15 protein-coding genes are annotated in these 15653 nt (G+C 44.6%); 3 read left to right on the forward strand and 12 right to left on the reverse strand.

All coding sequences use genetic code 11. The features are described 5' to 3' along the window. Window positions 1-87: 87 nt before the first annotated feature. The 4 genes from HWQ42_RS25220 to HWQ42_RS25235 form a co-directional block, all read right to left on the reverse strand. Complete coding sequence (locus tag HWQ42_RS25220; RefSeq protein WP_292816977.1) at window positions 88-1050, reverse strand: diguanylate cyclase; 963 nt, start codon at window positions 1048-1050, stop codon at window positions 88-90. Window positions 1051-1073: 23 nt separating this feature from the next. Then, window positions 1074-1862: a DUF4058 family protein gene (locus HWQ42_RS25225; protein ID WP_292816978.1), complete on the reverse strand. Its 789-nt coding sequence runs from the start codon at window positions 1860-1862 to the stop codon at window positions 1074-1076. A 53-nt stretch (window positions 1863-1915) separates the two neighbouring features. Further along, complete coding sequence (locus tag HWQ42_RS25230) at window positions 1916-4993, reverse strand: response regulator (protein WP_292816979.1); 3078 nt, start codon at window positions 4991-4993, stop codon at window positions 1916-1918. Window positions 4994-5123: 130 nt separating this feature from the next. Further along, a complete protein-coding gene (locus HWQ42_RS25235) occupies window positions 5124-5432 on the reverse strand; it encodes a DUF3067 family protein (RefSeq protein ID WP_179063611.1) in 309 nt (102 codons plus the stop codon). Between the two features lie 229 nt (window positions 5433-5661). Here HWQ42_RS25235 and petC point away from each other — a divergent pair, with 229 nt between their 5' ends. From petC to HWQ42_RS25250, 3 genes are all read left to right on the forward strand, one after another. Beyond that, window positions 5662-6201 (forward strand): cytochrome b6-f complex iron-sulfur subunit, encoded by a 540-nt coding sequence (petC, locus tag HWQ42_RS25240; RefSeq protein WP_292816980.1) that lies wholly within the window; start codon window positions 5662-5664, stop codon window positions 6199-6201. A gap of 98 nt (window positions 6202-6299) precedes the next feature. After that, the gene (gene petA, locus HWQ42_RS25245) at window positions 6300-7301 is read left to right on the forward strand and encodes a cytochrome f (protein WP_292817010.1); all 1002 of its coding nucleotides are present in this window, start codon (window positions 6300-6302) and stop codon (window positions 7299-7301) included. Window positions 7302-7593: 292 nt separating this feature from the next. Next, complete coding sequence (locus HWQ42_RS25250) at window positions 7594-8661, forward strand: SDR family oxidoreductase (protein ID WP_292816981.1); 1068 nt, start codon at window positions 7594-7596, stop codon at window positions 8659-8661. A gap of 315 nt (window positions 8662-8976) precedes the next feature. Here the strand turns inward: HWQ42_RS25250 and HWQ42_RS25255 are convergent, their stop codons facing one another. The 8 genes from HWQ42_RS25255 to dnaJ form a co-directional block, all read right to left on the reverse strand. After that, window positions 8977-9174 (reverse strand): hypothetical protein, encoded by a 198-nt coding sequence (locus HWQ42_RS25255; RefSeq protein ID WP_292816982.1) that lies wholly within the window; start codon window positions 9172-9174, stop codon window positions 8977-8979. Beyond that, a complete protein-coding gene (locus HWQ42_RS25260; protein WP_292697847.1) occupies window positions 9158-9301 on the reverse strand; it encodes a hypothetical protein in 144 nt (47 codons plus the stop codon). Before HWQ42_RS25260 ends, HWQ42_RS25255 begins: the two co-directional genes overlap by 17 nt. Window positions 9302-9418: 117 nt before the next feature. Beyond that, complete coding sequence (locus HWQ42_RS25265; RefSeq protein WP_292816983.1) at window positions 9419-11008, reverse strand: glycoside hydrolase family 57 protein; 1590 nt, start codon at window positions 11006-11008, stop codon at window positions 9419-9421. Between the two features lie 601 nt (window positions 11009-11609). Then, on the reverse strand, window positions 11610-12179 hold the full coding sequence (locus HWQ42_RS25270; protein ID WP_292733945.1) for a Uma2 family endonuclease: 570 nt from the start codon (window positions 12177-12179) through the stop codon (window positions 11610-11612). Window positions 12180-12223: 44 nt separating this feature from the next. Continuing rightward, window positions 12224-12964 carry a Uma2 family endonuclease gene (locus HWQ42_RS25275; protein WP_292730175.1) on the reverse strand — a complete coding sequence of 247 codons (741 nt, stop codon included), beginning with the start codon at window positions 12962-12964 and terminating at the stop codon, window positions 12224-12226. A gap of 124 nt (window positions 12965-13088) precedes the next feature. Further along, entirely contained in the window at window positions 13089-14210 is a 1122-nt protein-coding gene (gene rsgA, locus HWQ42_RS25280; RefSeq protein WP_292816984.1) for a small ribosomal subunit biogenesis GTPase RsgA, read from the reverse strand. Then, window positions 14207-14464: a sulfurtransferase TusA family protein gene (locus HWQ42_RS25285; RefSeq protein ID WP_292730168.1), complete on the reverse strand. Its 258-nt coding sequence runs from the start codon at window positions 14462-14464 to the stop codon at window positions 14207-14209. The genes rsgA and HWQ42_RS25285 overlap by 4 nt, the downstream gene beginning before the upstream one ends. After that, window positions 14464-15594, reverse strand: coding sequence for a molecular chaperone DnaJ (gene dnaJ / locus HWQ42_RS25290; protein ID WP_292730165.1), 1131 nt, complete (start codon window positions 15592-15594; stop codon window positions 14464-14466). Before dnaJ ends, HWQ42_RS25285 begins: the two co-directional genes overlap by 1 nt. Window positions 15595-15653: the final 59 nt, after the last annotated feature.

Here is a 15653-nt window from a genome sequence, read left to right on the forward strand (position 1 = left end):
TAAACAATTTTAATCCAAGAGTTGGCTCACCAGTTATACAGAATTCAATTCTGAATTCTGGCAACTGATGCCAATATTTATGTTTTATTAAGTTACGAGACGTTTAGCACGTTTATGTTCATACATTAGCTTGTCAGCCTCTTCTAGCAATTGTTCTAGTGAAACGTTTTCATTTAAAGCACATTGGGTGGCACCAATACTTATAGATAGTTGATATGAGTAATTATGCTCTTTATTAAAGCGATCAATATTTACTTGCAATCGGGGACGAAATTCATCTGTATTCTCTGGGGAGCAGGTAGAAACAAATACTACAAACTCATCTCCTCCTATACGGGCAACAATATCTGATTCACGGAAGGTTTTCTTTAGTAATTGGGCTGTGTCAATGATTATTCTGTCTCCTATTTCATGCCCTAGAGAATCATTAATCTGCTTTAAACCATCTAAATCAACAAACAAAAGACAGCAAAATATTTGTGTGCGTCGGGCAATTTTGAATTGATGATTTGCCAGCCAAAAGAAACCACGTCGATTATGTAGTCCTGTCAACTCATCAGTTAGGGATAGCTGCCTTACCTCTGCTTCAGCCTTCAGGCGTTCCTGAATTTCATCCTCTAGATGTTGATTTTGTTCAAGAAGTTGTTGGCGTTGCTGTTTGATGAGTAGCTGATTTTTGACTCGCATTAGCACTTCAAGTTCTTCAAAGGGCTTGGTGATATAGTCTTGTCCACCTAGTTCAAATGCGTGCACTTTATCATTGATTTGGTCAAAGCCACTAATAAAAATAATCGGAATTTGATCTGTTGTTTTTGATGCTTTCAACTGTTGACAAACCTCATACCCATTCATTTCCGGCATATTGATGTCAAGCAGAATCAGATCCGGTGGATGTCGATAAGCAGCTTGTAATGCCATTCTCCCGTTTAGGGATTTACGGGTGATATAACCCTGCGACTCAAATATTTTGGTTAACAATCGTAGACTGTCAGGGGTATCGTCCACGATGAGGATATTCGTTTCCGAAGCGGATTTGAGTAAATTAGCCATAGGGGAATGGGGAATAGTAAAAACTAATTATTTCTTAACCCTTGTTTGCGTAAAAGGATATCAGACCATACAGCATCTTCCGATTTTAGAGGTGGTACTGGTTCTTGATTACAATCAATTGCTAAGTAATATCTGCCACGATTGTATATGCCATACAATAAAGATTGCAAATCTACAATCGTTTCTGTATCTTCTGACTGTAAAGGTAATGGAAATATGGGAATCGTTTCTCTGATGCTAAATCCGTATAATTTAGCTTGAGGACGTGTTTCACTTCTGCTAACAATAATTTGATAATTTGTTACAGGAATTTTCCCTAAAATTGACATGGGTTTTCCAGTTCTGAGTAAATCAATTTCGACTAAGTGAGAAAGACTAGCTAAAACTTGTTTGCGTTTCAGTTGATATGCTTTTCTGTCTTCGCCTGGGCGTTTATTTTTAGGCAATAAAATTTCGATAGATGTCACCACAAAACCTGTAGAAACTTCTCGAATTTCTAAGTAATTTTCCGTAATATGCTCAGGTAACGGGATCATCACCGTTATGCCTTCTGACGTTTCTGTTTGGGTAGTAGTTGATGAGTATTGCTGCGGTAATTTTCGTTGAGAAAAAACAGAAACATCAGGTGTAGCAACTAATACAGAATCGGAGTCATCACTTAAATAAGTACGTTGTTCAATTGCAACTCGATACTGTGGAGGAATATTTTGCTCAATATTATCTGCTATAGCTGTAATCAATCGATGATTTACTTCTGACCAAAACACAGTATTTTCTAAATAAAGATTCATTCCGGGAAATGGATAATTCATAGTTTTACTATCCTGAAATGAGAAATTAGGATGATTCTAAATTAACGCTTCTTTTACATTCCTTTATCGCTTCCCGGAGTTTGGGTTAGATTTGCGATCGCTTCCAACTGGAAGTTCTCCACCAGATATTTCAGAGCATTGGCAAGAACTTGCTCCTGGTTGGGGATTTGGGCGATGAGATTATAGAGTTTGGCATCGTTGAGATCCAGAGCTGCTTGATTTGCCAAAATAATCCACTCTGGCGACATTACCTGTAAATCTTTGGCGGTTAGGGATTTGTGAAGTAAGGTTTGCTGGTCTAACGCCGGTAAAGCTTCTTCTTTGTAGCAGTAGCGGACTCCCAAATAGTGTGCAATCTTATCAAATAGGATAGCTTCTATAAATGGTTTGGTGATGTGGTCGTTGCAGCCTGCTTGAATGCTGGCGGTGTAATCTTCTTCAAAGGCATAGGCTGTCACCGCAATAATCACGACATCTTTACCTGCCTCCCTCCCTCGAATTTGCCGGGTAGTTTCGTAGCCATCCATCACGGGCATTTGAATGTCCATCAAAACCAGGTGGGGGTGCCATTCTGACCAAAGAGCGATCGCCTCATTTCCATTCTCAACTGCACAGACCTCGAACCCAACTAATTCCAATAGCTTGACGAGCAACAGACGATTTTCTCTCAAGTCTTCCGCCACCAGAATCCGATAAGTGGGCTGTCCCGGTTCCAGACCAATAACAGTGCGAGTCGTTTCCGGGGCGATGATATCCACTGAGCTTACCAGACTCAGTAAAACATCACAAATGAACGTTGACTTCTGATTCAGGGTGCTTCGCGCTGTAATATCACCACCCATTAAACGGGCAAACTGACGGCTAATCGATAAGCCTAAGCCTGTACCTTGAATATGGCGACCTGGTTCTGTTTGCGTGAAGGCTTCAAACACAGTCTCGATATCGGACTGAGCGATACCACATCCAGTGTCTTCAACTTCCAGATGAAGGGTGATAATTATTTTGGAATCATTGGGAGAAATTGAATCAAGGGAGTAGACGTTACCCACTCTCCCGGTAAAAGCTCGGAATCGCAGGGTGACACTGCCTGTTGTCGTAAATTTGATCGCATTGCTTAATAGGTTGAGCAGAATTTGGAGCAGTTTTGATTCGTCACCATACACATAGCGAGGAACGCTGGGATGCTGTTCTGTTATCAGATCAATTCCTTTCTCTAAAGCTTTCAGAACAACCATATCTCTGATCGAGTGGATTAGCTGATGCAAATCGAAAGAGTTTTCTGTTAACTGTAACTGATCCGCTTCAATTTTGGACATTTCCAGCACATCGTTGATCAGAGTTAGTAAGTGTTTTCCACTGAGGCTGATGATGCCTAAATCCTCTTGAAACTCAGATGGAATCTTTTCGCTGCGGTTCATTAACTGAGTAAATCCCAAAATGGCATTGAGGGGAGTCCGCAGTTCGTGGCTCATTTTAGCGAGGAACTGGCTTTTGGCGCGGCTGGCGATCGCGGCTTGTTCTGCGGCTTGTTCTAGAGCTATCTGGGAAAACTCCAGCACTGCCAACATCAGCGTATTTCGCATCTCTGTAGCGGCTTCCACTTCCGCAATCTCCCAAGGCAAGGAAGTTTCGCGTACAGTTTCCTTCCACATTTCAAACGACTTTCGGGGGCACAATTGCATTTCTCCAATTTCATTGATTGTTAACGCATCCTGGGGGTTGCCCGCCCAATTCACCGTCTGAATTTGCTCCGGTCGAAACCAGATAATGTGGTAAGACTTTTGTTTGACATGATTGAATAAAATTGAAATTGCCAAGATGCCGCTAGCTTGATCTTTAAATGCTTTCGCATCTGGATATAAACGTGAGAAGGAATCGGTAGCAAACACTCGTTCCTGATTGTGTTGCACCAACCACGTCACCAGTTCCTGCACCTGGGTAGCCGATGGCGTTTGACCAACTAATGTCAGATGACCGTCAAGTAAAATCGCGGCTCCTTGAGCATGAACTAGATCCAGCAATTGAGAAGTATTTCGGATCAATACTTGCTCAATCAAATTGGACTCCTGCAATAACGTCTGTTGCAATGCATCCTGAATTGCTTTCACCTGCGTTCGGTAAACATCCAATTCTCGTTCTTGCTGATGCACCAGTTCAATCGAGGCAAACTGTCCTAAAAATTCACAGGCTTTGCGAGTTTCATAATCCACTAGTTTAGGGCTGTAGTGGTGACAGGCAATTAATCCCCAAAGTCCTTTGTCGTTGATCAATGAAATCGTCATCGACCCAGCAACCCCCATATTCTGTAGATATTCAATGTGAAAATGAGACACTCCTCGTAACACAGAATTACTCAAATCAAGGGGTGTATCCATCAGAGGATGGTTAGTGGGAATCAGGAAGACAGGGATGTAATTGATATCGGGAATCAATCGCACCCATTTGCGGCAAAACAACTTGCGGGCTGGCGCGGGAATGTCTATCCCCAAATAGTGCAGTCCCAAGTAGTTTTCTAGATGGCTCTGTTTCTCCTCCGCAATCACCACACCACTGTCGTCTGCCTGAAAGCGGTAGATCATAACTCGATCAAACCCAGTCATTGCTTTCACCTCTCTGGCAAGGGTTTGAGCCAGATTCTTAAGGCTAGTGGCATTACGGAAATTGGCGATCACGGCTTGCAGGCGGTGATATGACGGGATTAAATTGGTGCTTTTGAGCGATCGCACAGGTTCTAGTTCCAGGATCAACCCATCTAGCATTCGGTGCATCACACCTCTAAATGTCTGATTTTTCCGTTGCCAATTAGTCTGGGCAACCCGCCGCGTTTTTAGCTCAAACGGATTGCAAAGCTCCAGGTTATCTTCGGCTAAATAGCCAACAAGTCGCTGCACTTGAGCGCCAGAAAACAACCGTTGTAAGGGTTGACCGAGCAATGCTTCTGCCGAAATCCCAAAAAACTGTTCCACATTTTCACTAATCTGCAAGATTATTAGCTGTGGCTCTTGCAGCATCAGCAATATTCCATGTGGCTGAATATAACCGGGAGCATACACCGATTCATCACTACACACTTCTAAAGCCGTAAGTATAGGAATGAGTGAAGAGAGCGAGATCGGATTTGGTGATTGCATAGCTGAGGTAAGCGGTTTTGGAAATCAAAAAGTTGTGAATATAAGTTAAAAGTTCAGACAAGGAGAATTGCCTGGAATTAGTTTAATTAGCTATTACCAGAGAGAAAGGGAAAAGGAAGAAATAATCTAGTTATAATATCCATTCCGAAGAGCGTTCGCCTAAATCTAGAGGAATGCTAACAGCTTTGCCGAGTCGGGGGCGATCGCGTGTCTGGGCAATAAATGTTTGTACCTGTGTTGAGCCACCCAAGGCATGAAGATAATTAGCAATGCTATCGAGATGCTCTTGGTACTCCGCCTCGCTCAAGGGAAAAGAAGCTTGCTCCAGATATTTCCACATTACTTGCAAAAATATCTTTCCCTGTGCCCGCCGGAACTGGACATCATAAGAATATCCCCACTTATCAAGCAATATCTGACGTAATTCCTGTCCTGTCATAGCTTTTCTCAATCAGATTTTACATTTAGTTATGATGTTAAGTTCCGTGACTCCAGTATGATAAGGATATAAAGAAATGTAATGCTAACAGAAAAGATGCTAAATATATCTTGGAACAAAGAATTATGGCATCGTTGTGAGCGCTAGCATTTCGACTTAGACAAGAGTTGCTCAAGTACTAGTACTTTTGTCAAAATGCTTAACAAAATACACAAAGAGCGCGTAGATTATGGCTCAATTTTCTGAATCAGCAGACGTGCCCGATATGGGGCGTCGTCAGTTCATGAATCTGCTCACTTTTGGGACTGTCACTGGAGTAGCTCTGGGTGCATTGTATCCCGTTGTCAAGTACTTTATTCCACCAGCAGCAGGTGGCGCAGGTGGCGGTGTAACGGCAAAAGATGAGCTAGGTAACGATGTTAGCGTCACTAAATTTCTCGAAAACCGGAATGCAGGCGATCGCAACCTAGTCCAAGGACTAAAGGGAGATCCTACCTATATTGTGGTAGACAGCAAAGAGGCGATCAAAGATTATGGCATTAACGCCATCTGCACTCACTTAGGTTGTGTCGTCCCCTGGAACGTTGCTGAGAACAAATTCAAGTGTCCTTGTCATGGTTCCCAGTATGACGAAACTGGTAAAGTTGTTCGGGGCCCAGCACCTCTGTCTCTGGCTTTAGCCCATACCAGCGTCAACGACGACAAAATCGTTTTAACTCCTTGGACTGAAACCGACTTCCGCACAGGTGATGCACCTTGGTGGGGTTAATAATTTTGTCCTTAGTCATTTGTCCTTTGTTCAGGGCTGAATGACTAATGACTAATGACCGATGACTAATGACTAATTCAATTGTCGCCCTTATAGAGATGAGAAATGTTTTCCTAACAGCGAGGTTAACTCGCAGTGCTAGAGCGATTGTAAAAACATTGCTCATAGCGATCGCTACTGTGACATTTTACTTCACCAGCGATCTAGCCCTTCCCCAATCAGCTGCCGCCTATCCCTTTTGGGCACAGCAAACCTATCCCGAAACCCCCCGCGAACCAACAGGGCGAATTGTTTGTGCCAACTGTCACCTAGCCGCCAAGGTTACAGAAGTGGAAGTTCCCCAATCAGTGCTACCTGACACTGTATTCAAAGCTGTGGTGAAAATCCCCTACGATCTAAGTGCCCAGCAAGTTGGTGCTGATGGTTCTAAGGTTGGCTTGAACGTCGGTGCAGTACTGATGCTACCTGAAGGCTTTAAGATTGCTCCTGAAGACCGTCTTTCCGAAGAACTTAAAGAAGAAGTTGGCGACACATTCTACCAACCCTACAGCGAAGACAAAGATAACGTCGTCATCGTCGGCCCTTTACCTGGCGAACAGTATCAGGAAATCGTCTTCCCAGTTCTTTCTCCCAACCCCGCAACCGACAAAAACATCCACTTCGGTAAATATTCAGTTCACGTAGGTGGTAATCGGGGACGCGGACAAGTTTATCCCACAGGCGAAAAGAGCAATAACGCTGTTTACAACGCTTCCGCTACTGGCACAATTACCAAGATTGCCAAAGAGGAAGATGGAGATGGTAACGTCAAATATCTAGTCAACATCCAACCTGAATCGGGTGATGTTGTTGTTGATACGATTCCTTTAGGGCCAGACCTGCTTGTTTCCGAAGGGCAAGCAGTTAAGACTGGTGATGCTTTGACCAGCAACCCTAACGTCGGTGGGTTCGGTCAAGCAGATGGAGAAATCGTACTTCAAGACGCTTCTAGAGTTAAATGGATGATTGCGTTCATCGCTCTTGTAATGTTAGCCCAAGTTATGCTCGTGCTGAAGAAGAAGCAGGTTGAAAAAGTCCAAGCTGCTGAGATGAATTTCTAAATTCTTTGCTAAATCATTACTTATAGGACAGGCATTTTGCCTGTCTTTTTTATATGTTATTTATACTAAGCCTAGAAATTTGGGGCTTAGAGGTTGTTTGAAAAGTGTTTTGCTGTGACTTTAGGCACTTTTAGATCCCCCCTAACCCCCCTTTTTAAGGGGGGAACCGGAATCAAAGTCCCCCAATTTATTGGGGGATTTAGGGGGATCTAAAACTTTTGATACCGCCAATAGAACTTTTCAAACATCCTCTTAGGATTGCTATAGAAAATTTCCGTACTGGAGAAACGACATGGATGGAACAGCCTTAGTTGTAGGCGCGAGCGGCATCATTGGCAGCAATCTTACGAGAGAACTGATCGCGAATGGATGGACGACCTATGGATTGGCCCGAAATCTTAAAAAAGGGGTGGAAGGGTTACGCCCTGTTGCTGCCGATCTGCTCGATCTAGCTAGCCTGAAAACTGCGCTGTCAGACATCGCCCCGACGCACATCTTCATCACGACGTGGATGCGTAATGCGACCGAGGCCGAGAACATCAGGGTCAACGGCACGATGGTTCGCAATATACTGGATGTTCTGTCACCGAAGGACTCAGTGCAGCACGTCGCCCTCGTCACCGGACTCAAGCACTATCTTGGGCCATTCGATGCATACGCCAGGGGCGGATCGCTGCCAGAAACTCCATTGCGCGAGGAGCATCCCCGGCTCGACGTCGAAAATTTTTATTATGCTCAGGAAGATGAGGTCTATGCCGCCGCCGCCCGTGACGGTTTCACCTGGAGCATTCATCGCCCTCACACTGTCATTGGAAAGGCGGTCGGCAATTTGATGAACCTCGGCACGACACTGGCCGTGTATGCCGCGATCTGCAAGGAAACCGGGCGCCCATTCCGTTGGCCAGGTTCTGAAGCGCAGTGGAAGGGCATCTCTGACATGACCGACGCGCGGGTGCTGGCGAAGCACCTAGTCTGGGCGGCGAAGACCGAAGTGGCCCATAACGAGGCGTTTAACGTCGTCAATGGCGACATCTTCCGCTGGATATGGTTGTGGGGGCGCCTGGCTGACTGGTTCGGCATCGATCCCATCGGCTTCGACGGCACAACCCACCCGCTCGAAGCCGAAATGGCGAATGAAGGTGCTGTCTGGCGCGAGATCGCAAAGCAGCATGACCTCGCCGAGCCGGATCTGAGCCGTCTATCGTCTGCATGGCACACTGATCTTGATCTTGGGCGTCCGATTGAGGTTATGACCGACATGTCGAAGAGCCGGAAACTCGGCTTCTCCATATACCAGAAAACGGACGAGTCGTTTTTTGACCTGTTCGAGCAACTACGCGCAGATCGGTTGATTCCGTAGAACCTCGGTGGATGGCACTGGTAGCGTTTTATGGGTGCTGAAGGACAGGAACTCGGACTAATAACATTTCACGAAATTATTGATACACATCACTTCCTCTGCTCCTCTGCTTCCTCTGCTTGCCCATGTGTATCATTTTTTAAGTGAAACGGTATAAGCAGCGGTTGCAATCTGGAATTTATCGTGATTTCTCAGCCTCCCAGTCATGGCGATAGAATTTTGAAGCCTTTAGCTAAATCCCATAGTGTTAATAAAATAATAGGGTGAGTATGATTTACCCACCCTAATTTATGCTTACTGAATTAGACAATAATCTCAAAGTTCTCCATTAATCTTACGCCTGATGATTTCCATCTGGGCTTGCATATCTGCTTCTGTCACAGGCATAGGATACTTTGGAGAATTAGGGTCACGTTTGCTCATCAAAAAACGTATAGCTTCAATGTCTTCACGGTTTTCTACGACATAAGCTCTCAATTCTGTAAAACTCATTTGCTCATAATTCGGGTTCATTGACAAACTCCCATTCGCCATTGCGATAAACAATGATTTGCAGTTCATCCGCAGATAGAATGTAAACTTCTCCGATTTTGTCGTCAAATCGAAATAAGCGGATATCTTTGTAAAGATTTGATAGCATTTGACAAACCCTTACACAGGCTAAGGCTTGCTCTGTTGTTGGTAAAATAAACGCTCCTCACTACTAATATAAGGTGGGCAACGCCCACCTTACTACTATTGATTATTTTTTGTGAGACTATAGCGGACGGTAAACGCGATAGTTGATTTCGGGGAAGATATTATCCATTAACTCGACTTTTTCCAGCCAACCACTATCAATTTTGCCAACTTTAACGTCTTCATAGAGCTTATTGAACCGCATTAGGTGCGATCGCGTCCGTCTAACTGCATAGGGTACCATCGTTCCCGTCCGCATAATAAATGCCCAGTCGGAAGATTGTGCTAATAACAATTCCCGCGCTGCTTGGTTCAATGCTTTTTCTCCCAACTCATCCTCTGGTTCTAGGTGCGAAATTTCAATCATCCGTTCAGCAGCTTTGTGCAAATGTGGATAAATCCACGCATTTGTTTCATTCAACCAATATTCGTGGAAACCCTTGAAACCCCAACTAGACTGCGAAGGACGACACACTTGCTGAGTTGGCTGATCTCGCAAATAGTCTGCTAAATGGGTCATTTGATATGTTTTTTGGTCATACCACGATTTGCGGAATAGGTAATCGATGAACCAAGGGCCTTCATACCACCAATGTCCAAATAACTCTGCATCATAAGGCGAAACGATAATTGGCGGGCGTTGCATTATACCATAGAGATGCTCAGATTGCCGCTCTCGGTTATACATAAAGTTATCAGCGTGTTCTGCTGCCTTTTCTTTAGCCCAATAAGGATCATAGAGCGTCTTATCTGATAGACCTAAGCCACGACCCGTAATTTTGTGATACTTAATGCCCGTATTTTTCCGCTGACCATTGGGCATAATGTAGGGCTTGATGTACTCATATTCTGCTTCCCAGCCCAAATCTTTGTAAAATTCTCGATATTCCGCCGCCCCAGGATAGCCCACCTCAGAAGACCATACCTGTTGGGAAGATTCATGATCTCGACCAAAGACAGCAACACCAGTTTCTGTATAAATTGGCGCATAAGTGCCAAAACGCGGCCGGGGACGGGCGTAAAGAATGCCATGTCCATCAGTGAGGAAATAGCGTAACCCAGCATCGGCTAGCATCCGGTCTAAACCTTCATAGTAGGCACATTCCGGCAACCAAATGCCTCTGGGTGCTTGTCCAAAGGTTTGCTCATAATGTTCGCAGGCTACCTGAATTTGCGCCCACACTGCTTGCGGATACATTTTCATCAACGGTAAATAGCCGTGTGTAGCGCCGCAAGTGATGATTTCCAGGTTGTTACTGTCTTGGAACTTCTTAAAAGCTGTCACCAAGTCCCCGCCGTAGCGTTCCCATAGCTGACGCGCTTCGCTAAATTCAGTCGCGTAATGTTCGGCTAAATAACGAAGATGCCCGTTGTTAACATTATGTTCTGCTTCTAGTGCTATAAGTTCTTCTAGTTGAGCTAAGTGTGCTTCGTAGCGTTCTTGAAGCAGAGGATCGCGAAGCATCGACACTAAAGGGGGTGTCATACTCATCGTGATTTTAAAGTCGATACCGTCTCGCTTTAAGCCTTCAAATACTTTCAATAAGGGGATGTAGGTTTCTGTGATGGCTTCATAGAGCCATTCTTCCTCCAGCACGTAGTCACTTTCTGGGTGACGAACGAAGGGCAGATGTGCGTGGAGTACAAGCGCGACGTAGCCGATAGCCATAGTGATTTTGGGGTGATACTTGTAAGTTGAAGGTCGAGAGGTTTGCCTGAAATTAACAATATTTTAAGACTTTATGGGGATCGTAAGAATAGTTTTCAATTGAGTTAATTACAGTACTTGTGAGGACACAACAATTGTTGTACTTCCATCGCCTTTTGTTGTTAACTAGTTGTAAAATCTGCCTATTTGTTTATTGTATAATCCTACACTGAAAATATTTACTCCGGTTCAAGACCTTTGGCTTGTAAGCGTTCTGTTAATTTTTCACCTAACGAACCTCAACAATTCAAGGTGCATTAGCCTACGGCGTAACACACCCTACTTCAAGTTTATATTTCTTCACATGCATTGAATTTTGATCGCCGACTTACTCAATTGCGGGTTTGCTTCTTCTCCCGGCAATATTCTGGGTTAACGTGCATTTCTGTGGGAGACTCACTTTGGTTTAAAAAAACGTCATTTATAACTGAGTGTTCTGAGAAATCTGGCAGTATTTTTTACTTTCTAACTTGGGTTCGTACTGGCTCTGCCTTTTGCCTAGTTTGTTGGTGCAGCTGAGTTTGATGAGCGATGCCTACAGCGGGCTACGCCTACGCCAGAATTATACAAAAAAACGCTGAACTGGAACGCCGAAACCTGGTAACAATGGTGATGTGATTTCGTCATCAGCCAACAAGGTTGCGATCAGTTTTAATTGGGCAGCTTCTCGGCGATATACTTCTAGCTGCTGTAATTGCCAATTTGCAATCCAATATTCTTGGACTCCTGTGGATGAGTATAGTTTTAGCTTGGCTTCTCGATCTCGACGTTCGTTAGTTGTCCCAGGAGAAAGCACTTCCACAATGAGTTCTGGCGCTCCTCTCAAATGCCCTTCGTCATCTAGCAGTTGTGCTAAACGCTCATGACTAATCCAAACTAGATCGGGTATGACATTATCGGCATCTGTAAAAATTATGCCGGGAGTTTGACGGGTTTCCCCTAGCCCACTAGAGCGAGACCAAATTTGTAATTCTAAGCATATATTACCCGCAGTGCCTTGATGTTTCCAGTGAGGCGCTCTAGTCACAAATAGCTCTCCGTCAATAATCTCATAGCGCTTCCATTCGTCAGTTGCAAGTAATTCTAAGTCTGAGGTTGTCCAACGGACTTTATCAGATATTGTTTGGTTCATAGCACTATTTTTCTATGCCTAGTTTAGAGATAAAATTCTATTTTTCAGAATATTTGCTCAGGATCAATACCTGCGGTTCGCAAGTGTTCTGCCAATATTGCAGCCCGTTGACGTTCTTCTTCTAGTTGTTGATTTGTTTGCTCTAACTGTTGGTTTACCTGCTGTAACTGTTGGTTTGATTCTTCCTCTGGCAACATCACCAGCTGTCCATCTGGTGTAAAAAAGCGTAATTTGCCCAAATATACTGCCAAATACAGCCCTAATTGCTGACTCCACAACCAACCCGACTCAGTGGCTACAAGTTGTTGATATTGCCCATCAACTATGTGAAATCCCTGTAATTCTAGGTTGTTTGGGTCAAACCAAAAGTAATCTGGAGTGCGAAATGTATTCTGGTAAATTTGCTTTTTTAAACCTTTATCAACTGAGGCAGTGGAATTAGATAATAGCTCAATAATCACATTGGGGTATTTGCCATCTTCTTGCCACACAACCCAGCTTTTGCGGTCTTTTTTTTCTGTATCTAAAACCACAAAGAAATCCGGCCCTCGAAATTCTTCTGACTTTTTCTGATTGGGACTGAAATAGATTGTCAGGTTGCCAGTAGCATAAAAATCCTGACGATCGCGCCACCACCATTTAATCAGGCGGATGAGTAAATCAATTTGTTCGCGGTGTAAGTCAGATTCCAAGGGGGGTTCGTCACTATAGATATCACCTGGTGGGAAAATTATACTCTCAGTGACAGCTTGTAAACTAGGGGTGGTGACAAGGGGCTGAAACATACAAGATAGTTTTTATGTTTGTATCTATGCTATCGTGACCAACCTTTGCATTATGAATGCGACACCGATAGCGTAGCGGTAGCGAGTCCGCGAGCGTCACAGCCCGTCGTAGACATCGCACTCCTTATTCCTCATCTCGATATAATTCCTGCAAGTCCTGTAACTGAGTCTTGCGAGAAATTCGGCGATATTTTTTACTTTCTAGCTTGGGTTCGTATTGACTCTGCCCTTTGCCTTTACTTTTGCTTTTTAACTTCATGGTGGATTCTGGATCGGCTTGTTGGTGTAGCTGTGTTTGATGAGCGATCGCAGCGTCCAAAAATTCTAAATAATGTTCATATCGTTCCCAGTCTCCCCGCACAACACATTCAGGCTCGTCTCGGTGCAGACAATCACTAAACCGACAGCTAGCAACTGCTAACCGTTTTCTTGCTTCTGGGAAATAATGGATTAATTCTTCTGGGACACAATCCATGTCCGGCTGATTAAAGCCGGGAGTGTCTGCAAGCATTCCACCGCTAGGTAACTCAAATAATTCTGTATGGCGAGTGGTATGACGACCACGAGCTAGTTTGCCAGAAACTTCTCCAACTCGCAACTTCGCCGTGTCAATTAGTGTATTAATCAGGCTGGATTTACCTACACCAGAAGGCCCAGCGATTACAGTTATTTTATTGCTCAAATATCTGGCTGCTTGTTCAGTATTTATGCCATCTTTAACACTGATAAATATCGGCTGATAGCCCCAACGGAGCAAGCGATCGCTAACTTTTTGCTGTTCTTGTGGTGAAATTAAATCACTTTTATTCAAGCATAAAAGCACATCCAAGCCAGTAGACTCAGCCTTAATCAGAAATCGACTCAGCTGATAAGGTTCCAAAGGTGGATCGGCAACGGCAAATACCAAGAGGATTTGGTTGACATTGGCGATCGCCGGACGATCTAACTCACTTTGGCGGGGTAAAACCTCAGCGATCGCTCCCCTCCCTCCAGCCCAATCTGGCTCTTCTACCACAACGCGATCGCCTACCATCACCTGTTGTCCAATTTTTTTCAGACGTGTTCTTCGAGTACAAAGCAGCAGAGGAGGCGAGGGCAAAGAGGCATTTAAATCCAGTTTCTCCTCTGCTCCCCTGCTCCCCTGCTCCCCTGCCTCTTGATCCATCTGTACTCGGTAAAAATTAGCCTGTACAGCCACCACCGTACCCAATAAATGTCCAGTTACGTCAAAAATTTCCCCTGTCATTGGCCAGCAACTGGACGGCGCACTAACAGAGAAAAATAATTAGTGCAGTCTGTAATTTGTTCCACCTGATAACCTGCCATTGTCAAACTATCAGGAACCTGCTCAATCGGCTCACCAGGGTCTAGCCAGACTTCTAGCAAACCTCCTAATGGCATTTTCTCTAGACGTAGTTTTGTCCGGACGAAATTAATCGGGCAAGGGGTGCCGCGTAAATCAAGTTGAGCATCGGGAGTTAAAACAGAAGAGGGCATCATCACTTAAATAAATTTCCCAAGAATCCTTCTAGACCGCCTTTACCAGTCCGATCCCCCTTAATTTTAGCTAGCTTCTCCAGCAGTTCCCTCTCCTCTGGGGTGACTTTATTGGGAATATCAATTAACACGTTCAGCATGTGATCCCCACGACTTACGGGATTACCCAAACGGGGTACGCCACGATTTTCCAACTTCATCACTGTATTCGGCTGAGTTCCAGGTGGAATAATTAGTTCTACCGGCCCATCTACTGTATCTACCTCTAACCGACAACCTAAAATCGCTTGCAGGTAGCTAACTTTGATTTCCGAGAGAATATTAATCCCATCCCGTTGGAATTCCTCGTCCTCATTTACGAACAAGTAAACGTATAAATCTCCAGGAGGGCCACTACGTTGACCGGCATCTCCTTCACTAGAAATGCGTAAACGTGTGCCATTATCCACCCCTGCTGGAATGGTAATTTTGAGTTTCTTTGTGACTTGATTTGCGCCCTTACCATCACACGCATCACACTTATCTTCAATTACCATCCCTGTTCCATTACAGGTGGGACAAGTTGATACTTGGGTGAAACTGCCAAAGGGTGTTCTAGTCACACGGCGTACTTGAGCCGATCCGCCACAAGTCGAACAAGTCCGAGGGCGGGTTCCAGGTTTAGCACCAGAACCGCTACAAACTTCACAATTTTCTAGATGGGAAATGCGAATTTCTTTTTCGCCGCCAAATATCGCTTCCCGAAAGTCTAACTTCAGGTCTAGCCGCAGGTCATCACCCCTCGCAGGTCCATTGCGCCGTCTTTGTTGCGTGGGATTACCCATACCGCCAGCAAAGCCACTAAAAATGCTTTCAAAGATATCGGCAAAACCACCCATATCGCCGACATCTTGAAAGCCCGCGCCAGCAGCACCTGAGACACCCTCTGGGCCAAAGCGATCGTAACGAGCGCGGGTTTCGGGTTCTGAGAGTACCTCATAAGCGCGGTTAATTTCTTTAAAGCGATCCTCCGCCCCCGGTTCTTTGTTCACATCTGGGTGATACTTCCGGGCTAGACGGCGATAGGCTTGTTTAATTTCTTCTTTGTCAGTGTCACGAGAGACACCCAGGATTTCATAGTAGTCGCGGGCCATATAGCAAAGGTAAAAGTTAGAAGGAAGAAAGCAAAAGTCAGTAGAATGTCATTCACGGT

This window comes from Nostoc sp. JL23, assembly GCF_017115065.1.
In the GTDB taxonomy this organism is placed as follows: Bacteria; Cyanobacteriota; Cyanobacteriia; order Cyanobacteriales; family Nostocaceae; genus Nostoc; species Nostoc punctiforme_A.